The following is a 21,198-nucleotide window of genomic DNA, read 5'->3' as shown; positions in this document are numbered from 1 at the left end:
ACAAATTTAAGTCGCCGTAAAATGACATTGATCACAGACAAATCAATTGTTATGATGTGCATACCTTATTAAACCAAGTTAACTAATAGGCATTTGAGAATATGATGATCAGAGCGATGAGTAGCTATATAAGTTGAATTTCCCTTTGAAAAAGGGGATCAGGAGAATTATCGGATGAAAGGAATGACCATGTTGAGTAAACACGAAGAGAGCAAACGCGAGGAATTGTCGTTCGGCTGGTTTTTGCCGACGGCGGGAGACGGAAAATATGTAGGCGTTGCGCCGGAAAGAGAGCCAAGCCTGGATTACCTGGTGCAGGTCGCTCAGACGGCGGAAACGGCTGGTTTTGAATTCGTGTTGATTCCGACGGGTGGAGCGTGTCTGGACGCATGGGTTGTCGGCTCGGCCGTCATGAGCCATACGCAGACATTGCGCCCGCTCGTCGCCGTGCGGCCCGGGTTGGTGGCTCCTGTACTCGCTGCCCGGATGGGGGCGGCTCTGGATCAGCTGTCCGGCGGACGGGCCATGATCAACGTGGTCACCGGAAGTTCGGTCAAAGATTTGGAAGAGCTCGGCGACCCGCTCGCTCATGCCCATGATGAACGTTATGAACGGGCGAGCGAATACATGGAAGTGATGAAACGATCCTGGACCCAAGCATCCGGCCTGAATCTGACGGAATTCACAGGCAGCGGAGCAGGCGAAGAAGAGCAGGGATCGCAGACGGAGTTTAAGGGGAAATATTACCACTTCAAAGCGCCGGTAGGCATGCCGGAAACGGTGCAAAACCCGCACCCGCCCTTTTATTTGGGAGGCAGCTCGCCCATTGCCAAACGCATTGCGGTGGAACATGCGGACACGTTCCTGATGTGGGGAGAACCGCACGACTGGATTCAGGAACAGATCGAAGAAATCGAAACGATCCGCGAGCAGATCCGTCAGGAGACGGGGCAGAAGCGCGACATGCGTTACGGCATGCGGGCGCAAGTGCTCGTGCGCGATACCGAAGAAGAAGCATGGGCCGCCGCGTGGGAGATTATCAGCAAGGTGCCGCCTGAAGCGATCGAAAAAGCGAAGGCGGCATTTGCCGAGACAGATGCTACCAATCAGCGCAGACAGAACGAGCTGCGGGAGTTGTCCGAGAAACAGCAGTTTGTTGTTGGACCAAACCTCTGGACCGGATTGTCCGTCGTTCGTTCCGGGGGTGCCATTCTGATCGTAGGTACGGCGGACCAGGTCGCGGAACGGTTGCTGGAATATGCCGACCTTGGCGTGAAAACGTTCATCCTGTCGGGATACCCGCACCTGGAAGAGGCTGAGAATTTCGGCCGCACAACGCTTCCGCTCATCCACAGCAAATGGAACGAACGGCGTAAGCAGCATCAGCCGCAGCCATAAGGTTTGGCGAATTCATTTCACTATTCATCTGGAGGTCAATGTTTATGAAAAAACATAAAAAAATGCTGCTTCCCCTGGTCAGCCTGCTCATCTTGTCCATCGTGCTGTCCGCTTGCGGCAGCGGGGCGGCTGAAGGAGGAAACGGCTCCTCGGATTCTTCGGGCAAGGTGACGATCAGCTTCATTCACTGGCGCGGGGAAGACTCCGAGGCGCTGAACAAAACGATTGCCGCCTTCGAGCAGGAGAACCCGAACATCAAGGTGGAAATGCAGACCCTTCCTTCCGATCAGTATCAGTCCACGGTGCAGTCCAAGCTGGGTGACGGTTCGGTAGGCGACGTGTTTACTTCGTTTCCGGGCGCGCAGTTCGAGGCCTTTGCCAAAGCAGGACTGTTCACCGATCTGACGGGATCTTCCTTCCTGTCGTCTTATAATCCGAAACTGATCGAAGCCGGGCAGAAGGATGGCAAGCAGTATGCCATTCCATACCAGCTCGTGTACAACATGCCAATCTATAACGTCAAACTGTTCGAAAAATACGGCCTCACGCCGCCGACAGACTGGGATGGTTTCCTAAAGGCAGCCCAAACGCTGAAGGATAATGGCATTATTCCGATTGCTTTTGCCGGAGCGGATATCGGACCAGGGCAATTCATGAACACCATGGTCATGAACAATGCGCCGAGTGACGACATTTTTACAAAAGTAGAAGCCGGTGAAGCCAAGCTGACCGACGAATTCTGGGTCAAAACGCTGACCCAAATCAAAGAATTGAACGACAAGGGATATTTCCAGCCGAACGCGCTCGGAACGAAAGACGCTGCGGCCGGAGCGCTCTTCATTCAAGAGAAAGCGGCCATGCTGGCCAGCGGTTCATACCAGCTCGCGCAGAACAAGCAGCAGAATCCGAATCTGGAACAAGGGCTGCTTGCTCCGATTACGGTCAGCGCCGACCAGGCCAAATATGAGGGCGTGCATACCACCACATTTATGTTGGCAGTGAACAGCAAATCCAAACATCCGGAGGAAGCGAAGAAGTTCATCGAGTTCCTGAGCAAGCCCGACGTGGCTGCCGAGTATGCCAATGCGACCGGACAGAACGTAACGGTGGACAACGTAAAATACGATTCGCCGGAGCTACAGGTGGCAGGCGGCTGGTCCGGCAAAAAAACGGTATTCCAGCCGCGCTTTACGATTCTGAACGGGGACAACCAAAAGGCGGTCACCAACTCGATCCAGGCCGTGCTGAGCGGCACGTCTCCCGAAGAGGCGGCGCAGCAAGCCCAGGCGATCATTGATCAGAATATCGGGAAATAAGCCATGAAAAATCGGTTTCAGCTATCCCTGTTCCTGCTGCCCGGGTTGCTGCTGTACGCTGCGCTGTTCGTGTTTCCAACGTTGACGGGGCTGTTCTACTCCTTTACGGATTGGGACGGGGTTTCCCCGTCCTATGCATTTGTGGGGTTGGACAACTACAAGGACAGTCTCGGCAGCATCGTTTTCCACAAAGCCTTTGGCAACAATGTCAAGTTCATGCTGACGGTGGTCATCGCGCAAACGTTTATTTCGCTGGTATTGGCATTGCTGCTCGTGCGCAATAGCAAAAGAAGCGTTGTATTACGGGCTTTGTATTTCCTGCCGGCCATTCTGTCCTCGGTATCGGTCGGCCTGATCTGGGCTTTCTTATATGATCCGTCCATCGGTTTGATCAACTACGGCTTGAATGAGATTGGCCTGACAAGCATGGCGCGCAACTGGATCGGCGATCCGTCCATCGCGATTTATTCCATTGCATTTGTACAGGTGTGGGCCCATGCCGGACAAATGATGATCGTTTTCATTGCCGGCCTGCAAAGCATCCCGGTCGAGTTGTACGAAGCGGCACGCATGGACGGAGGCGGCAGATGGCAGGTGTTCCGCAACGTGACCTGGCCGCTGCTCGCTCCATCGGCAACGATTGTGGTGGCGTATACGACGATTCAATCGTTCAAGGCGTTCGACCTGATCTTCACGATGACCGATGGCGGACCCAACTATGCGACCGAAATATTGACGACCTACATTTACCATACCGCCTTTGGCAGTTACTCGTTTGGTCTGGCCTCTGCGGGGTCCATGATCTTCCTGGTATTGCTTGCGCTGCTGACGCTCTTGCAATTCAAAGCACTGCGCGCCGATCGCGTCAGCTACTGATATCGGAACATCCGTCACTGAGCCGAGGCAGAAGGGAGTTTTCAAGTTGTTTAAATGGTTTAGCCGCCTGATTCTGCTCATTTATGCACTGCTCGTTCTGGTGCCGCTGTACTTTGTATTCATCTCGTCGTTCAAAACAAGCAGCCATTTCTTCACGAGCCCCTTCGGCTGGCCGGACCCGTTCACATGGGATAACATCACGGGCATGTTTCGCAACCAGCCGATGTGGCAGTACTTTGGCAACAGCCTGATCGTCACGCTCTCGACCGTTGCGATCGAACTGCTGCTCAGCAGCATGATCGCCTACGCCATCGTCCGTTGGGGAGGCAGTGTGGGCAAGGTGGTGTTTGCCATGTTCGTGGCAGGGCTCATCGTACCTTCACAGGTCAGCATGCTGCCGATCTATTCCTTGACGCGCACGCTGGGGTGGTCGGATAGCCTGACCGGGCTGATCGTGGTATCCGCCGCGATGCTGATGCCGGTTTCCGTCTTTATGCTGACCGGGTTCATGCGCATGCTGAATGCCGAAATTTTGGAGGCAGGCAGCATGGACGGCGCGAGTGAGTGGAAGCTGTATACCCGCATCGCGCTGCCGCTGGCCGCGCCGTCCCTGGCGGCCACGACCACCTTTTTGCTCGTGATGGTCTGGAACGACCTGCTGATTCCGATGCTGATGCTGAGCAGCAAGTCCAAGCTGACGCTGCCGCTTGCGCTGATGCAGTTCCGGGGCGAGTATGTCACCAACTATCCGATGCTGCTCGCCGGCGTGTTGATCACGGCCGTTCCGATGATCGCGCTGTTCATCATGCTGCAGCGGTATTTCGTGGCAGGCATGACGGCGGGATCGCTGAAAGGATAGAAAGATGCATGAAACCGGATCGAACTTAACGTTCGATCCGGTTTTTTGTGAGCGTTGCATTCTGGCTGAATTGCCAATGAAGTGCTTGCAAGGTATATGGGTAGGTAAAAAACTAAAAGGATGTTTATGGTTTGTAATATGGGAAATGGAGGGACGAGGACCTATTTTCGTTTATATCGGTAACCTTTTTAATCCAGAGCGCGTTTGGGTATGTAAGTGTAACAAAGGTAAGTGAGCTTACCGAATCGAAAGGGAGATCTGCCATGATTTCGTTATCTAACGTATGGAAGAGCGTACCGATGTTGGCCTTGGTGTTTATGCTTGCGGCTTGTTCCGGAACGAACGCACCGTCTTCTTCGCCTGAATCATCTGTTCCATCGCAAAATACGGAGGCGCCCGAGTCTTCCCCTTCTGCTGGGGAAGGAGAACCGAATCCGGGCAACGAACCGGGTGAGGATCATGAGGGAACGTCACCGTCGGCTACAGAAACAGAACGTCCGCAGAGCGAAAGCTTTGGCCTGTTGACGCCGGAAGGTAATCAGACGCTGACCGCCCAGCTTCATCAGGGCGAAGGATTTTCCCTGTACGTGTTTGACGGATTTGCTTTTGATGCGGAGAAAGGCCGTCTGTCGCTGGAAAAAAACGCTGATTATTATGCAGATATCGAACCGCTGCCTGAAGGATACAATCTGGAAGAGCTTCGGGCCGCGGGCGAGAAAGAGCTGGGTGCCCACGGCGAGGTGGCCGATTACAGCGGCGAACTGGTGGAACATCCGCTGGGCTTTGCGGCGCTGTATCTTCAAACCTCGGGCGAGGACGGAGTGTGGGACTACATGGTGTGGGAATCGGAAACGGGAGATGCGTTCCTGTTCCGCCTTCATAATCCGAAAGGCGAGGAAGCATCCGATTTTGCCAGCCCGGTTCTCGTTTCTTTATCCACGGTTCGCAGCGATTAGATCAGTTGAACCAATGATTTTTACACGGAGCCACTACGTAGTTAGAAACATCTTCCGATCGCTGGGATCCCCAGATTTATTCAAATTCCATCTTTCAAAGGGAAAATCCGGAGAACAGTCTATGCTTCCGACGCAGCTTTCTTTCAGAAGGCTTTCAAGCGACGGCTCTGCTTCTCCGGATTGGTTCTGCCTCTCCGTTAACATGCGGATATTTTTTTGCGGTTTATATCAGAATATAAATTTTAAAGGGCAAATTTGAAGGTAAGGGCGCAGGGTGCAAGGAGTTGTTGCATCCTGTTTTTTTATTTTCTCCCATTAACAGGATGAATGCCGCAACCAGGCTGTAAACGGTTGGTCATTCCTACGTATTTTTCATTGCTTTCTGGATCATTCTGCATAATAATGGGTTAGTGTCATTATGACGATTACGAGATCGAGGGAGCAATGATCGAATGAGCAATCTGGAAGTATTGCGTAATCCCAAGCAGCGCAAGCTGCTATTCAGTGCCGGCATGAGCTGGTTGTTCGATGCGATGGAGGTAGGCATGATCTCCTTCATCGTGGCTGCGCTGGCCAAGGAATGGAACCTGAGCGCAGGTCAGGTGGGCGTGCTCACCAGCATTAATTCCATCGGCATGGCGCTTGGCGCGCTTCTTGCGGGAGCGCTTGCCGATCGCTACGGCCGCAGGGCGATCCTGATCTGGACGCTGTTAATTTTTACGATCGCAAGCGGGTTGTCCGCGCTTGCCACCGGATTCGCCGTGCTGTGCGTGCTGCGCCTCGTGGCCGGCATCGGTCTGGGCGGAGAGCTGCCGGTAGCTTCGACGCTGGTATCCGAGTCGATTCCGACCAAGGAACGCGGCCGGGCCGTCGTGCTGCTGGAGAGCTTCTGGGCGGGCGGCTGGATCGTATCCGCGCTGGTGGCGAACTTTGTCATTCCGGAATACGGCTGGCGCATTGCCTTTGCGATCGGCGCGGTGCCCGCAATCTATGCGCTTTATTTGCGCAGAGTCATCCAAGACCCGCCACGGTTCAAGGAGAACACGACCATCCGCAAAACGACGTTCCGCGAAAAAGTGGCTACTGTCTGGTCCGTTCCGCATCGCCGTACCACGCTGATGCTGTGGATTCTGTGGTTTACCGTCATTTTTTCGTATTACGGCATGTTCTTGTGGCTGCCTTCGGTCGTGATGGCCAAAGGTTTCACGCTGGTGAAGAGCTTCCAGTACGTGTTGATCATGACGCTGGCACAGCTGCCGGGTTATTTCACCGCCGCGTATTTCATTGAACGGTTTGGTCGCAAGTTTGTGTTGGTCGTTTACCTGACCCTGACCGCAGTGAGCGCGATTGCCTTTGGATTGGCAACGACGGAAGCGGCGATTTTGACGGCAGGGATTTTCCTTTCTTTCTTCAACCTCGGTGCATGGGGCGGGCTTTACGCCTACAGTCCGGAGCTCTATCCGACATCAGTGCGTTCGACGGGCGTGGGCTTGGCGACATCGGTCGGCCGGATCGGCGGCGTCATCGCCCCGTTCATGGTCGGCATGCTAGTGCAGCGAGAGGTGCAGATCAGCACGATTTTCACCATTTTCTTCGTCACGATCCTGATCGGAGCCGCGGCGGTATTGTTTCTGGGCCGGGAAACCAAGGGGCGGGAGCTGGAGGATTAGACGGCATAAGAAAACCAATCATTCCCTGTGCAGGTCTGCCAGCCTAAGTCATACGCGATTGGGCAAGTTTTAATGCAATGTTAGAAGAAAGGCGTGAGCTTGGCGTGACCAAGGACTCATGCCTTTTTGCGTTGTGTTTTCAGAGCGTGTGCCTCTGCTCCATCGGTCCGATAGACTTCGTTTCCGGCATTGCCTAAGATTATAGAACGTGGAACGTTCACCGGCATGAACGATCCATGAAGCCAATCCGGATGCATTGAAGTGGAGGTAATCCGAAATGATGAACAAGCTGAAATCGATGAAAGATCTGAAAAAACTCATTCAACTCAAAAACTTGAAAAACGCGCGAAATACGATAGACGCAAACGATATGCATAACTTAACCTCGAATGTGCTGGAGCAGCATCCATCGGTGACGCTTCAGACAGCAAGCTTGGGAGAGCCCATGCGGCCGCAGCGCGGCCAAGCTCGCAACCAACGTGCGGGGAGGGGAGCTGTCCTGCTTGGCACATGCCTGTTGGCAGCAGGCCTGGCCTTCTCGGTGGGTACACCTTCGGCGGGGGCCCAGAAACTGGCGCAAGGCGTGCAGAGTGATCAGGTGCTGCAGCTGCAGGAACAACTTAGCGACCTGGGCTATTTTAATGCAGGTTTGACGGGATATTACGGATCGGTGACCAAGAGTGCAGTACGTAATTTCCAGCGCCATGTTGGTCTGAGCGCGGATGGCATCGCTGGCCCGAAGACGTTAACCAAGCTGAATGCCAAAATAAAGGCTGAGGGCCGTACGTTACGCCAGCTCGCCAAGCTGATTCACGGCGAAGCTCGGGGCGAATCGTTTGAAGGACAAGTGGCTGTCGGTGCGGTTGTGCTCAACCGTGTGCAGTCCGGCAAGTTCCCGTCATCCATTTCGCGGGTCATTTTCCAGAAAGGGCAGTTTACCGCGATCGATGACGGCCAGTTCAACCAGAAGCCGACCCAGACATCGTATCGTGCCGCCCGCGCTGCGCTGAATGGTTCGGACCCGACGAATGGTGCGCTGTATTATTACAACCCGAAGATTGCAACGTCCGTGTGGAGCAAGAGCAGGCCAACGCTGCTGACGATCGGGCAGCATGATTTTACGCGGTGAGATAGGATGAGAGAGTAGGCAGTGCTTGAATATAATAATAAACCCCGGTTGCGAGTGCTGCTCAATGCAGGCACGCACCGGGGTATTCTTTTTGAATAACGAAAATAATAGGTGCAACTAGCGCCTAATTCATAATGAATAAAAGGGTTCACGATGCGAATGAATGTACTTCGACGTTGGATTCACCTAACCAGTCATGTAAAATGAATGACGATAATAACAACGGTAGATTAAGGATGGATCAGCATGATACGAATTATTATTTCACCTGCAAAAAAGATGAAGATAGACAATGATAGTATGGCTTGCAAACAGATGCCGCACTTTATGGCCGAATCAGAACAGCTGCTTCGCACGCTTCAAAAGTTAACCTATGACGAACTCAAAGCGTTGTGGAAGTGTAACGATGCCATCGCCGAGCTGAATATGGAGCGGATTCGGAATATGAACTTAAAGGACAATCTTACGCCAGCCATTTATGCCTATGAAGGCATTCAGTATCAATATATGGCGCCTGGTGTTTTTCAAAAAGAGGAACTGGAGTATCTTCAGCAGCATTTACGCATATTATCCGGTTTTTATGGCCTGTTACGGCCTTTTGATGGCGTAAATCCTTATCGGCTGGAGATGCAGGCAAAGCTGCAAGGTCCGGGTTTCAGCTCCCTCTATCAATTTTGGGGCAGGAAATTGGCGGATCAACTTTTATCTGAAAGCAACTGTATCCTGAATCTGGCTTCCAAAGAGTATAGTAAAAACATCATTCCTTTTCTGAGTGAGGAAGCACGGTTCATCACCTGTGTATTCGGTCAATTGGTAGAGGGGAAGGTCGTGGAAAAGGCAACCCGGGCCAAGATGGCCAGAGGCGAGATGGTACGTTATATGGCAGAGCATAAAATTACAGATGTAAAGGATGTCAAAAGCTTCGATCGGCTGAACTTTAGTTTTTCAGAAGAACGATCGGACGAGAACACGTATGTTTTCGTGCAAGCAGAGGGGAGATAGCTTGCAGCAAAACGATATGAATTTCATGTGAATGAATGGAGCGCCTTATATTACAACTGAAGATTGCTGCTTTCGATATAGAATAAGAAGACGGGGGCTAAGAAAAATGAATTTTTCTGAAAGGTTAATTAGCGAATTTCTTAAAAATAGTACAAAGAAAAAACAAATTGAAAACTTATCAACAGCTGATAGAAGAATATTGTACTCAGCAATTATTGCCACTTCCGTTGTACCAAAGCCTTTCTTAGAAGAAGTTCTAGGAGATCTGGAGTTTCAATATGTAGTTTCATTGCTCCTTGTTGCTAAGGAAACAGATGAAATTCCAGATGAACTATCACAGATATTTACTCAGAAAAAAGAATTAATAATCCAGAAATTTAAGGACTTAAAACTTAGCTTAGAGAGAGAAATATTTAAAGATAAAAGACAACAAATCGAACACCTATTGCAATCAGGTGAGGAGCATAAAAAACAAATCGCTGAAAGTATAACTCAATCTTGCTACAACAGTCATCCTGAACTCACTGCAAAGATAGAATTAATTGATTTAAGTACTTCCTTCATAGATAATTCATTTTCGCTTCATCCCGACATATTGTACGATGAGAAATTTATAAATTACTATGCATATATCATTCTTCATCCCGAAGTGCTTACGAACGATTTTGAATTGGAAGATGAGTGGAAAGACTTCCCTTTAAAATGGCTTGTAAATCAAATGTCTCCTGCTCATGTCAGACTCTTATTTACCTACTATAAAAGTGGACAAGATTACTCAGCTGTTTTTACTTCTCGATATGATGATGAAAGCAGATTTGAAAGATTAATAGATCAAATTAAAGATCACTATTTCCCGGAATTTAGTAATCGTTGCTCGTTGATAGAAGAGGCGATTGAATGTTATAAACAGGGCTTCTATGGTGCTGCCATCTCTCTAATAATACCTCAAATTGAAGGTGTTATCTGGGATTATGCGGAAATCTTCAATCGGAAATTTAATAATGTATACAGAATTGAGGGGAATAAACGTTATCTCTTAACCGCAAATGATAAGGAGATGGACAATTATACTGTCGGAAATCTTCTCAAACAATCTGAGTTTGGAAAGGTTTTGGATCAAGACCTACTATTCTACTTCTGTGATGAACTTTACAATGAAAGAAATCCAATATTCCACGGTAGAGATCACACTTTTCCTTCCAAATTTAACGCAGCAAAGAAACTATGCTCATTTGAATATGTTATTGAACAGGTAAATACACACTTAATAAATGAACTGATGAAGACAATGAATGAAGTCATAGATCCCACAAAAGTTGATCTCGTACTAGAAGGGAAATTACCACTCAGTTCTCTGCTATCGTAGGAGTAATGGAGATTCGTTAGATTCCATGCTGAAGCCAAACGTTAAGTCGATGATATTATAAATCCATAGAAATACGAAGAACTTAGAGGATAAGGAAACTTTTCCTGCCTTCTATTTTTGTATCTGGAGATGAAACATTGAAATGGTATCATAAAGTTTTATATTCACTTGCTATTGCGGTTCTATCGGCTGCGGAAAACGTCAGATGATGGGTACTGGAAGGGCAACGCTGAAAGCATCTAATAGTTGGGATATTTTCAACTAGCTTCCGAAAAAGTATCAGAGCGCACACAATATTGACCTGACTAAGCTACAGAATCACACAGCGGAAGAGTTACTTGAAGTTCTTCCTGTTCATCCAGACATTTCTCATGCGCTCTACAATTTCTTGCTTATGGGAGACACACCTCTTTCATTTAGCCAAGAAACAGGTGGTAGTGATGAGAAGGGCGGGCAGAAGGCACTGGAAAACATCAAAAACATGCTAGACACGCCACTTCCTTCACTTGGTCTTGATTATCGACATGGGAGATCGTTAGATAGGGTTAATCTATTAACATTGCTGTTCTGATGATAATCAGCCCAGCTTTATAACATAACTGTAGGAATGTCCAACTCACCACTTTCGTATTTGCCATATACACGTTGACTACAGCCAAGTTAAGCGGACATTTGGTGTTGAGGCATCGTTTAACTTTGGCTCAATCTCACCAAAAGCGAAAAAACAATACTAGCGGATTTCCCGCTAAATTCCCATATCAGCTCATCTTCTGATGTACAATCTTCCTGAGGTGACCTTACCATGATGGATAACATGTCAACCCTGATCGAAGATTTGTTTCATGGGAACCTGCGGTTGGATGAGTCGATTCATCCTGAGCATGCCGAGTATCAAGAGATTAATCATCGAATATCAGACCTTATGCAGGATTATAAGAAACAACTTAACGAGAGCGAATACGATACCTTGGAGCAACTGGTAGACTTAATCGGACAATCCACATCCATGTACGTGGAAGCGGCGTTCGAGCAAGGTTTTCGCACAGGCGGCAGACTCATCATCGAGATTTTAGGCAAGCATGAGTATTTATAATCCTATAAATTAGCAGGGGGCATACGGCAATTCAAAAATCCCCTTCTCCATGACCATCGTTTAGGTCTGCACGGGGAAGGGGACTTTACTATTAATTTATGATTTATTGAAACGCCTACCTGGCACCGATATTCGTACCCGAAGGCGTACCCGAACCGATCAGGTCGCTGCCGGTGGCTAATTTCAGGAAATTACCCAGCACAGGCGTGCCATCGCTGCCGCGGGTGACGGACGGTGTCAGGGAGACAAAATCGTCCGCGCTTGCGAGCAGTCCTTTGGCGTTGACGCTTTTTTTGTTTTTCCACCAAACGTTGGTGCTGTCCACATCCGTGCCGCTTGTTTTGTCGCTGGCGCCGCCTTGGAAGGACAGGTTGTTGGTGAAGATATGGGTGCCGACATCAAAGGCAAAGTTGCTCTGCCCATTGTTCCAGGACGTATTGTTTTTCATCGTAATGGAACCGGGATTGCTGTTATAGGTGAAGCCGTGTTTTTTGTTGTTAAACGCAATGCTGTTCTCGACAATATGGTTTACAGCGATTTTTTCGCCGCCCAGCTTGAAGCCGTTGCCGTCGCTGTTGGAGGTGGATGTACCGTCGGAAGTTGCGCCGTTGCTGTAGGCGATGCTGTTGCGGATCGTCACAGCGCCAATGGGGCCTGTGTCTGTTTTGCTGTACAGATCCCAACCGTCATCCACATTGTAGGCCGCGATGCAGCCATCGAACACGTTGCCCGGGCCTACGGTCAGCTTGGCCGCAAAACCGTCGGCATCCTCGCCATCGTCCGGATCGTAGTTGTCGTGGGAGTAAGAACGTATGATTTCGTTGTATGCTGGCCACTCGCTCGTTGCTGCGGTGGAAGCGTAACGTCCGAGCTGGATGCCCGTGTCGCGATTATGATGCGCTTCGATCTGCTCCAACCGGTTGTAGCTGCCGCCGATGAAGATGCCGTTGTCTCCGGCTCCCTTCACTTCAAGCCCTTTGACGAACCAATAATCGCCGAACATTTGCAAGCCGCGATTCGCGGAGCCGAACGATTGTGCCGAGAAATCGAGGACAGGCTTCTCGGAGCCGTAGGCAACCAGCCCTTTGCGCTGCCCGGACGTGCCGCTGTTGCCGCGCTGAATCGTGATCGTTTCGGAAAAGCTGTACGTGCCGCCGCGCAAATAGATCGTTTTGCCAGGTGCGATCTGGGTTAAGGCATTCGCCAAGGACGTGGGGCTGTCCAGCGTTCCCGGATTGCTGGCAAGGCCGTTCGGCGCGACATATAAATCCCCGGCGGCCAGCACCTGAGCGATGGCGGAGGGCTCAGCCAACGTTGGCGGATTCAGGTCAGCTGCACCTGCCGTTCCACCGCTAATTAATAATAGAGGCAGGGCGGCACCCAGGCAGAAACGCGTCATTTTCTTTTTCAACGAGCGATGGGCAGATGAGCGGTCACGGGATGTGGGCGAAACGGAAGCGATATTCATGGCAAAAACCTCCTTGGATGGAATATGTGCGGCAAGCACCTGCGGCACATATTTATCGTAAATGTTGTAAACGTTACCATAAATAATCATTTGATTAGGTATACAGAAACCATCCCCCTACTCGGGTTATCGTTTGTTTTTAACGCTTTATCAGCTGGATTGAACGTATTTTTTCCGGGTTTTGCATGTGATTTGTGCTGTCATTACCCTGGCTGTTCCGGTTTGAACTTGAGAATGATACACGGCGAGGTGAGTCAAGGTACAAAACGACGGCTACCCATAGGGAGGTATGATCTGATAAACGGCGAATCGATGATAGTAAAGGAGGTGGGCGTATTGAAAAAGATTCGATGGACCATGTGGATGATCATTTCCTTCCTGATTGTGTCAGGTTGTTCAACCGTTCCAGATGTGCCACCCCGTCTTTCAGACGAAAGAATGCAACAACTGCGCAAGGAGTATCCTTTCTCCACAGGATATCCCAGTAATATACAGATGAGGGATGTACCTTTCGACGAAATACTGGATTATTCCGATGCGGTCATTATTGCCGAAGTTCTGCAGCAGGACGCGGATTTTAAAGTTGATTTAACGGCAGAACCCGGAACTCCCGAAGCTGACTTGAAAGAAAAGGAGCGGCAGCAAGGGGGCGAACCATACCAGCCTACATTTGTGTCTTATAACGTAAACGTTCGGGAAACGATTGTGGGAGAGAAGGTGGAAGGGCACGTTCAATTATTTTATAATGCGGACTTCAAGGGCGTTGAACCTGATTTGAAGCCAGGCATGAACATTGTCGTTTCGGTGAAAAAAGGAACAGCTCCGGCCCAACAAGACAAATACTCCTTCACCAGATATGCCACCTACTATATCGTGGATGAAAACTATGTTCTCGCTGCGTTCCAAGGCCAAACGGATGAAATGAAAGTCTTCACGGATCAAACGGATGGTACAACGCTCGCTCATCTTGTAGAAATCATCAAAGAATGTTGGTAAACCAGCGAAGAAATAGAAGACCTAATTTCCATCGGCACGATAAGATTGGATTAAAGCGATTGAGAGTGATTTGACTCGCCAATGGGAGAAAGATTTCCACTTTTTTCCGACCGTTGCATTGAAAATGAAATTTTGATGCACCTTCGGTCTTTGAAAAAACGTAAAGATGTATCGCTTCATGACCCTCCCGATGGATAAAGAAGGCAATGAGATCACTCTAATTGATATTTCGGCTCGGAAATGGACGGTCAATGAAGGAAGTTGATCTGAGGATAGAAAACAAGTAACATTTACCGCATTCTCGATATCTCGATGAGCTTGACAAAGAGGGTGTTGCCGGCCGCATCGGCCAGGACACCGACTCATTTATGCTTAAAGCTTTAGGCAGATATAGAATGTGGTACTGTGGTATACTCCAAATAAAAGTGAAAATGAGGTGTTTCTATATGACGGACCTTACGCAGGATCTTGCCAAATTAATCAGACTGACAGGTGACCGTGCAAAATTGGATGCTAAAGCAAATGGGACATATATAGTATATAAGACAACTGATGGGCAAATTGTTAGAGAATATAGTACGGGTAAGATTGAGAAAATGAATGAACAGGACTTTACCCATGAATGAGACAACTGCAACGATGTTTGTGTTTGCCGGTAATAATGGAAGCGGTAAGAGCACCATTCGTAACTTGATTGTTGACCGGCTTGGGGTAAGTATAAACATTGATCCGGATGCACTCGCTCGTAGAATGAATCATGGACATCCTGAAAAGAGTAAAGTATCTGCTGGGAAAGAAGCCATCCGAATAGCAAGGGAATGTATCCGAAATAAGTGGGACTTCACTGTGGAAACCACTTTAGCGGGTGGCAACGTCATAAGGCAGATGAGAGCCGCAAAGGAACAAGGCTTTGAAATCATGATGTTTTATGTGGGACTAGGGGATGTTCGACTTAATATTGAACGTGTGGCTTTGCGCGTGAAGAATGGTGGTCATCATATTGAAACCGAGGATATTGTTAGACGCCATGTAACAAGTATGAATAATCTGTTATCTCACTTAGATCTTATTGATCGGTTAATTGTTGTTGATAATAGTAAACACGATGGCGAGATGATTCTAGGGTCAGATCAAAGTGGGATAAAATATTATACAAACGAATTGCCTGAATGGGCCCGAATCATCGATAGACAATTATAAATTACATATACAGCACAAAAATAAACCAATTCGAATCGGGCTCGATGTTCATTGGTTTATTTTTTGACTTCGTACGTTGTACTTGCAAAAAAAATCCCCCTAAAGCCGGGCAGCCGGCGGCTGCGTGCATCCAGGGGGAAGAAGAAGCCAGCGACAACGCCCCGTGCCTGCCGAAGCAGGCATGCCCGGGAACCCGCCTGGCTTCTTTCAGGTCAATACCGGTCGGCCTCGCGACCGCGCTGCTCCGCCTGTTCGGCGGCTGTGGAGCGCTTCGGCTGAACGGTGGCGCTGTCGTCGGTCGGCACCGACGCCAAGCCTTCGGCCACGCGGCGGCCGTAATCCGCGTCCGCCTGCGTGAAGTAGCCGATCATGCGCTCGCGGATGTCCGGCTTGCACTTCGCCAGCGCGCCGACGAGATTGCCGATGAGCTCATCGCGCTCCCAATCCTCGAACGCACGATACGTATCCCCGGCTTGGCCGAAATCGTTCGTGCGGTCGATCTTTTCGCGGACAAGCCGCCCTTCGACCAGCGGTTCATGCTCCTTGCCGGGCTGGGTCGCCTCCTTCAGCCCGCCGAGGGAGGACGGCTCGTAGTTCACGTGCGGGTTTTGCCCCGGGGCACGGTCGACGCGGTACTGCATCTGTCCGCCGCTTTGATTCGTCGCTACGGGTGCCTTCGGCGCATTGATCGGCAGCTGCAAATAATTGGTGCCGACCCGGTGCCGCTGGGTATCCGAATAGGAGAAGGTGCGGCCCTGCAGCAGCTTGTCGTCCGAGAAATCAAGCCCGTCGACCAGCACGCCCGTGCCGAACGCTGCCTGTTCGACCTCAGTGAAATAATCCTCCGGATTGCGGTTCAGCGTCATTTTGCCGACGCGCAGGAACGGGAACCGATCGGTCGGCCACAGCTTGGTTGGATCAAGCGGATCGAAGTCGAGCTCCGGATGATAGTCGTCCTCCATGATTTGCACGCACAACTCCCACTCCGGATAATCTCCACGCTCGATGGCCTGATAGAGATCCAGCGTGCCATGGTTGAAATCCATGCCCTGAATTTCGCTCGCTTCCTTCTGCAGCAGGTTGCGAATCCCCTGCTGCAGGGGCTCCCAATGGTATTTGACGAGCACGCCGACGCCCTCCTGGTTGACCCATTTGTATGTATTCACGCCGGAGCCCTGCATCTGGCGGTAGTTTGCCGGAATGCCCCACGGGGAGAAAACAAACGTGATCATGTGCGTAGCTTCGGGACTAAGGGATATAAAATCGAAGAATCGTTCCATATCCTGCGCGTTCGTCAGCGGATCGGGCCGGAAGGCATGAACCATGTCCGGAAATTTGAGCGGATCGCGGATGAAAAAGATTTTCAAATTGTTCCCGACCAGGTCCCAGTTGCCGTCCTCGGTATAGAACTTGACCGCGAATCCGCGCGGGTCACGCAGCGTTTCGGGCGAATGCCCGCCGTGAATGACGGTGGAGAAACGTACAAACACCGGCGTTTGTTTCCCTTTCTCCTGAAAGAGGCGTGCCCTTGTGTACTTGGAGATCGGCTCGTCCCCGGCGGTGCCGTAAGCCTCGAAAATGCCGTGCGCTCCGGCGCCTCTCGCATGAACGACGCGTTCCGGAATGCGCTCGCGGTCGAAATGGGTGATTTTCTCCAGAAAATCGTAATTTTCCAGCGTTGTCGGTCCGCGGCGGCCCACGGTGCGCACGTTTTGATTGTCCGTGACGGGATGGCCCTGCCGGTTCGTTAAGATGTCGCTGTCGTTTGCGGATGGGGTAAACTGAACTGAAGGGGGATGATGTTCTTTCATGATGGAAAAACCCACCTTTCCTGACATTGGATTCCCGTATAGATTTTCCCTGATCGGTGGTTCTATGCATAATGGAGACAAAAACACCTTGTCAGCCTGCGCCTGACATGAGATAATTAACTTTTGCCTAGCGGTCTTTTTTCGAAACGGAATCCGTTCCGCCAGACCGCTTGTATAAGAATGGAGGCTGACACGGGATTGGCTATGGAACAACGTTATCCTTTTGCATATGATCCGGCAGAATCGTTCGTTCCCCGGCTCGGGGAATGGGTTGCCGATGTGTTTTACGATATTTTGCCGGAGGCCGGCTTCGAGGTTCGGGATGAGCAGATTTTTATGGCATACCAGCTGGAGCGGGCTTACGGAGACAAAAAAACGATTATGGCCGAAGCCGGCGTGGGTACGGGCAAAACGCTCGTGTACCTGCTCTACGCCGTATGTTATGCACGGTATACGGGCAAACCTGCGGTCATCGCCTGCGCGGACGAATCGCTGATCGAACAGCTCGTCAAACCGGGTGGCGATATCGAAAAGCTGGCGCGCCATCTGGATTTGCAGGTGGATGCAAGGCTGGGCAAATCGCCCGACCAATATATCTGTTTGAACAAACTGAGCGCAGTGCGGTTCGCGGATGAGGACGCGCCGGTGATTGAAGACGTGCACGACAGCTTGCCGGATTTCGTCAACTCGCCGGGCACGCTGCAGGCGTTTCATCCTTACGGGGATCGCAAGCAATATCCGCACCTGAATGACCGCCAGTGGAGCAAAATCAACTGGGACCCGTTCCAGGACTGTTTTGTCTGTCCCAAACGGCAGCGCTGCGGCTTGACGTTATCTCGTGACCATTACCGCCGATCGCGCGATATCATTATCTGTTCCCATGATTATTACATGGAGCATGTGTGGACATATGAAGCGCGCAAACGCGAGGGTCAACTGCCGCTGCTTCCGGATCATAGTTCGGTGGTGTTCGATGAAGGGCATTTGCTGGAGGAAGCTGCGCTGAACGCGCTGAGCTATAAATTGAAACATCGCATCTTCGAGGAACTGGTGACCCGCCTGCTGGAAGGCGAAATCCGCGAATCGCTCGCGGAGCGCATCGACGAAGCGATCGAGAGCAGCGAGCAGCTGTTTGCTTTGCTGGATCGCAGCACGGTAGCCATTCCGGGGTCGGACCGTAAAGAAGTGCGCGTGGACGCGCCTTTGCTGGCAGCCATTGAACGCCTGACGAGCGTGCTGGATGCCATCGGGGAAGAGCTCGTGTTCGAGAGCGGCCTCTTCTCGCTGGACGGTTATCAAATGCGCGTCGTCGAGGAGCATCTGGATATGATCCAAACGGCGCTGTCGCTGTTCCGCAAGCAGGACGGCTACATTTGCTGGGCGGAGGAAAACGACGAGGAAACGACGCTGTCGATCATGCCGCGCACGGTGAAGGAGATTTTGAACGAACGCGTGTTCAACAAAAACATGCCGATCGTGTTCTCCTCCGCAACGCTGTCCGTGGACGGATCGTTCCGGTACGTTGCGGATAGCCTTGGCATCTCCGATTTCGTGTCTTTCTCGGTCGCTTCGCCGTATGCATATGCGGACAAAATGCAAATGCGCATTGCCGCTGAGACTGCCACGGGACAACCTGAAAATGCGCGCCGCATGCAAGATGCCGTTTCGTTATTGCAGCAAAGCGGAGGTCGCGCGCTGATTCTGTTCCGGACGATGGAGGAATTGCGGACGTTCAAGCAGGACATCGCGGGCATGCCGGAAGTTTCCGGGCTGCGATTCATGTTTGAAGGGGATCGCGAAATAAGTGATCTCATCGCCGCTTTCCAGGAAGACGAAGAGAGCGTGCTGTGTTCGGTAAACCTGTGGGAAGGGCTGGATGTTCCGGGACCGTCCCTGTCGAACGTCATCATCTGGTCTCTCCCTTATCCGCCGCAGGATCCTGTGTTTAACGCCAAACGCACAGCGTCGGCCGCACCGTACGAAGAGATCGATCTGCCGTATATGCTGCTGCGGGTGAAGCAGGGATTGGGACGTTTGATCCGGACGAGCTCCGACTCCGGCATGGCGGCCATTCTCGACGAAACGCTGCACAGCAAAAAGGAAGCCAAGGACCGCATCGCGGCCCTGCTTCCCGAAGGGGTGGAATGGACAGTACTGCCCCGTTCCGTTTAAAAGAAACCTGTGCTCAAATACCGTTCCCCGGTATCGGGCGCAATGCAGAGCACGCGGCGGCCCGGGCCAAGCTCCTGCGCGATGCGCAAGGATGCCCACACCGAGGCGCCCGATGAAGGGCCGAGCAGCAGCCCTTCGCGGGCGGCAAGCTGCCGCATCGTCTCCAGTGCGTCCTCGTCGGACACCTGGATGATGGCATCCCAGACGTCGGTATTCAGGATGTCCGGCACGAAGCCCGGACTGGTACCGACGAGCTTGTGCGGCCCCGGCTCGCCGCCGGACAACACCGGTGAGCCCATCGGCTCGACCGCGTAGATGCGGATGGCGGGCAGCTGCTTTCGCAGCTCCTCGCCGGTGCCGGTAATCGTGCCGCCCGTGCCTGCGGTCGCAACGAACGCGTCCAGCCGGCCTTCCATCTGCGCCATGATCTCCGGCGCGGTCGTAACCCGGTGAATGTCCGGGTTGGCCGGATTCTCGAACTGCTGCGGAATGAAGCTGCCCGGAATGTCCGCGTGCAGCTCTTTCGCTTTGCGAATGGCGCCGGGCATGCGCTCGGCCGCAGGCGTCAGCACGACCTGTGCGCCGTAGGCTTTCAAAATGTTGATGCGCTCCATGGACATGTTGTCCGGCATGACCAGAATGGCTTTGTAGCCTTTCGCCGCCGCGTTCATGGCGAGGCCGATGCCCGTATTGCCGCTGGTCGGCTCGATGATGGTTGCGCCGGGACGCAGCAGCCCGGCTTTCTCGGCCTGGGCGATCAGGTTATAGGCGGCACGGTCCTTGACGCTGCCGCTCGGATTGAAATATTCCAGCTTGACGTATACGTCGGCCGATTCCGGCCCGGCAAGCCGATTCAATTTCACGGCCGGGGTGTTGCCGATCAATTCGGTGACATTGGCAGCCACGCCTTTAGGGTTGACAGGTAAGTTCACGTTGGTCCAGCTCCTTGAAGGTTCACGCCCAAACATCGTTTCTTGCAAACAGGTCTGTTCGCCAATGGCGGACGGGCCTGTTTGTGCTTTAGCTGCATTCGGGGTCGAAATCAGATGAATGGATGGAAGGTTTCGTTTACATCTATCATCTTAATGAACCCTTCCTGACAAGGTCAACCTGTTTTGCACCGAAGTCCACTTCAATCATCGTGATCAAGAGAGAGAATGAACTATTCTGTCTGCGTCAAATCGACGTTAAGATGCAGGCTTAACTCTTTTTTGACCTCGCTGCGCGCAAAAGACCATAACATATAGAATCTCTGTTGGTATCCCCGGCATAAATATAATGCTTCAATGCCTTGGACCTGACGGTTTTCCGCGAAAATTTTGACGCCGCGCTTCCGCATCCGCTTGCGCAAGGCTTGCATTTCTCGCAGCACGTCATTTTGCACCTTCTTCAGGGACAGGACGTAGACCTCGGGCATTTTCAGCGGCAGCGTGCCCAGCGTGCGCATATCGCGCTCGAGCACATCCAGCAGCAGCGTGCGCACGACGATGCTTTTGACCAGATGGTGGTCTTCGTCCGCAGGGGAGGGAACGGAGGAGGGGAGGGGCATGCGCCTTCACTTCCTTAACCTGAAATCGGAATTAATATTATATTCGGAACGTACGTTCTTATATTATATTCAATATATGCAGGGGGCATACCCAAAAACAAGCGGAAAAATATGGCGCCGAATTGGCGGGAGCCCAAAAGGGGCCTGCGAAAAAGGGACGAGCCTCTCCAAAATGTGGGTATAATTTGCGGGGGTTGCAGGCAATCTAAGCATAGAAGACCTGGAACGAACGAAAAGTGCGGACCACATCGCGCAGATGCAAAGGCATGATTTCGACCGCGAAGGTAAAAACAAAAAAGCCCTGTCCGGAGACGGGGCGGGTCCAAGCTGCCGAACA

General features: G+C 51.4%; 18 protein-coding genes and 1 pseudogene. 15 read left to right on the top strand and 4 right to left on the bottom strand.

The window, feature by feature from the left end:
* Positions 1–183: 183 nt before the first annotated feature.
* The 10 genes from SNR34_RS21120 (at position 184) to SNR34_RS21075 (ending at position 11,665) form a co-directional block, all read left to right on the top strand.
* The gene (locus SNR34_RS21120; protein WP_486182498.1) at positions 184–1,398 is read left to right on the top strand and encodes an LLM class flavin-dependent oxidoreductase; all 1,215 of its coding nucleotides are present in this window, start codon (positions 184–186) and stop codon (positions 1,396–1,398) included.
* A 44-nt stretch (positions 1,399–1,442) separates the two neighbouring features.
* Positions 1,443–2,714 carry an ABC transporter substrate-binding protein gene (locus tag SNR34_RS21115; protein WP_486180119.1) on the top strand — a complete coding sequence of 424 codons (1,272 nt, stop codon included), beginning with the start codon at positions 1,443–1,445 and terminating at the stop codon, positions 2,712–2,714.
* A gap of 3 nt (positions 2,715–2,717) precedes the next feature.
* Positions 2,718–3,590, top strand: coding sequence for a carbohydrate ABC transporter permease (locus SNR34_RS21110; RefSeq protein WP_486180118.1), 873 nt, complete (start codon positions 2,718–2,720; stop codon positions 3,588–3,590).
* Between the two features lie 46 nt (positions 3,591–3,636).
* Positions 3,637–4,449 (top strand): carbohydrate ABC transporter permease, encoded by an 813-nt coding sequence (locus SNR34_RS21105; protein WP_486180117.1) that lies wholly within the window; start codon positions 3,637–3,639, stop codon positions 4,447–4,449.
* A 263-nt stretch (positions 4,450–4,712) separates the two neighbouring features.
* The gene (locus tag SNR34_RS21100; protein WP_486180116.1) at positions 4,713–5,405 is read left to right on the top strand and encodes a hypothetical protein; all 693 of its coding nucleotides are present in this window, start codon (positions 4,713–4,715) and stop codon (positions 5,403–5,405) included.
* A gap of 452 nt (positions 5,406–5,857) precedes the next feature.
* The gene (locus SNR34_RS21095) at positions 5,858–7,075 is read left to right on the top strand and encodes an MFS transporter (protein WP_486180115.1); all 1,218 of its coding nucleotides are present in this window, start codon (positions 5,858–5,860) and stop codon (positions 7,073–7,075) included.
* A 445-nt stretch (positions 7,076–7,520) separates the two neighbouring features.
* Positions 7,521–8,204 carry a cell wall hydrolase gene (locus SNR34_RS21090; RefSeq protein WP_486182497.1) on the top strand — a complete coding sequence of 228 codons (684 nt, stop codon included), beginning with the start codon at positions 7,521–7,523 and terminating at the stop codon, positions 8,202–8,204.
* Between the two features lie 246 nt (positions 8,205–8,450).
* Positions 8,451–9,206, top strand: coding sequence for a peroxide stress protein YaaA (gene yaaA, locus SNR34_RS21085; RefSeq protein WP_486180114.1), 756 nt, complete (start codon positions 8,451–8,453; stop codon positions 9,204–9,206).
* 106 nt (positions 9,207–9,312) lie between these two features.
* Positions 9,313–10,572 carry a hypothetical protein gene (locus SNR34_RS21080; RefSeq protein WP_486180113.1) on the top strand — a complete coding sequence of 420 codons (1,260 nt, stop codon included), beginning with the start codon at positions 9,313–9,315 and terminating at the stop codon, positions 10,570–10,572.
* Positions 10,573–11,374: 802 nt separating this feature from the next.
* The gene (locus tag SNR34_RS21075; RefSeq protein WP_486180112.1) at positions 11,375–11,665 is read left to right on the top strand and encodes a DUF6809 family protein; all 291 of its coding nucleotides are present in this window, start codon (positions 11,375–11,377) and stop codon (positions 11,663–11,665) included.
* A gap of 115 nt (positions 11,666–11,780) precedes the next feature.
* Here the strand turns inward: SNR34_RS21075 and SNR34_RS21070 are convergent, their stop codons facing one another.
* On the bottom strand, positions 11,781–13,133 hold the full coding sequence (locus tag SNR34_RS21070) for a right-handed parallel beta-helix repeat-containing protein (RefSeq protein WP_486180111.1): 1,353 nt from the start codon (positions 13,131–13,133) through the stop codon (positions 11,781–11,783).
* A 24-nt stretch (positions 13,134–13,157) separates the two neighbouring features.
* Here SNR34_RS21070 and SNR34_RS21065 point away from each other — a divergent pair, with 24 nt between their 5' ends.
* The 4 genes and pseudogenes from SNR34_RS21065 (at position 13,158) to SNR34_RS21050 (ending at position 15,329) form a co-directional block, all read left to right on the top strand.
* Positions 13,158–14,129: a hypothetical protein gene (locus SNR34_RS21065; RefSeq protein WP_486180110.1), complete on the top strand. Its 972-nt coding sequence runs from the start codon at positions 13,158–13,160 to the stop codon at positions 14,127–14,129.
* Positions 14,130–14,479: pseudogene (locus tag SNR34_RS21060) on the top strand (sigma factor); the annotation flags it as partial. It lies immediately after the preceding gene.
* A gap of 96 nt (positions 14,480–14,575) precedes the next feature.
* Positions 14,576–14,755, top strand: a complete 180-nt coding sequence (locus SNR34_RS21055) for a hypothetical protein (protein ID WP_486182496.1) — start codon at positions 14,576–14,578, stop codon at positions 14,753–14,755.
* Complete coding sequence (locus SNR34_RS21050; protein WP_486180109.1) at positions 14,748–15,329, top strand: ATPase; 582 nt, start codon at positions 14,748–14,750, stop codon at positions 15,327–15,329. Before SNR34_RS21055 ends, SNR34_RS21050 begins: the two co-directional genes overlap by 8 nt.
* Before the next feature lie 212 nt (positions 15,330–15,541).
* Here the strand turns inward: SNR34_RS21050 and SNR34_RS21045 are convergent, their stop codons facing one another.
* The gene (locus SNR34_RS21045) at positions 15,542–17,140 is read right to left on the bottom strand and encodes a catalase (RefSeq protein ID WP_486180108.1); all 1,599 of its coding nucleotides are present in this window, start codon (positions 17,138–17,140) and stop codon (positions 15,542–15,544) included.
* 204 nt (positions 17,141–17,344) lie between these two features.
* Here SNR34_RS21045 and SNR34_RS21040 point away from each other — a divergent pair, with 204 nt between their 5' ends.
* Positions 17,345–19,312, top strand: coding sequence for an ATP-dependent DNA helicase (locus tag SNR34_RS21040; RefSeq protein WP_486180107.1), 1,968 nt, complete (start codon positions 17,345–17,347; stop codon positions 19,310–19,312).
* Here the strand turns inward: SNR34_RS21040 and cysK are convergent.
* Both cysK and SNR34_RS21030 read right to left on the bottom strand, forming a co-directional pair.
* Positions 19,309–20,244, bottom strand: a complete 936-nt coding sequence (gene cysK, locus SNR34_RS21035; RefSeq protein WP_339273403.1) for a cysteine synthase A — start codon at positions 20,242–20,244, stop codon at positions 19,309–19,311. The genes SNR34_RS21040 and cysK overlap by 4 nt on opposite strands.
* 230 nt (positions 20,245–20,474) lie before the next feature.
* The gene (locus SNR34_RS21030; protein ID WP_236420078.1) at positions 20,475–20,861 is read right to left on the bottom strand and encodes a YhjD family protein; all 387 of its coding nucleotides are present in this window, start codon (positions 20,859–20,861) and stop codon (positions 20,475–20,477) included.
* Between the last annotated feature and the right edge of the window lie 337 nt (positions 20,862–21,198).

Source organism: Paenibacillus sp. XP01 (genome assembly GCF_057364885.1).
Note: the sequence above shows the minus strand (reverse complement) of the source record. Positions and strands in the feature narration are given on the sequence as shown.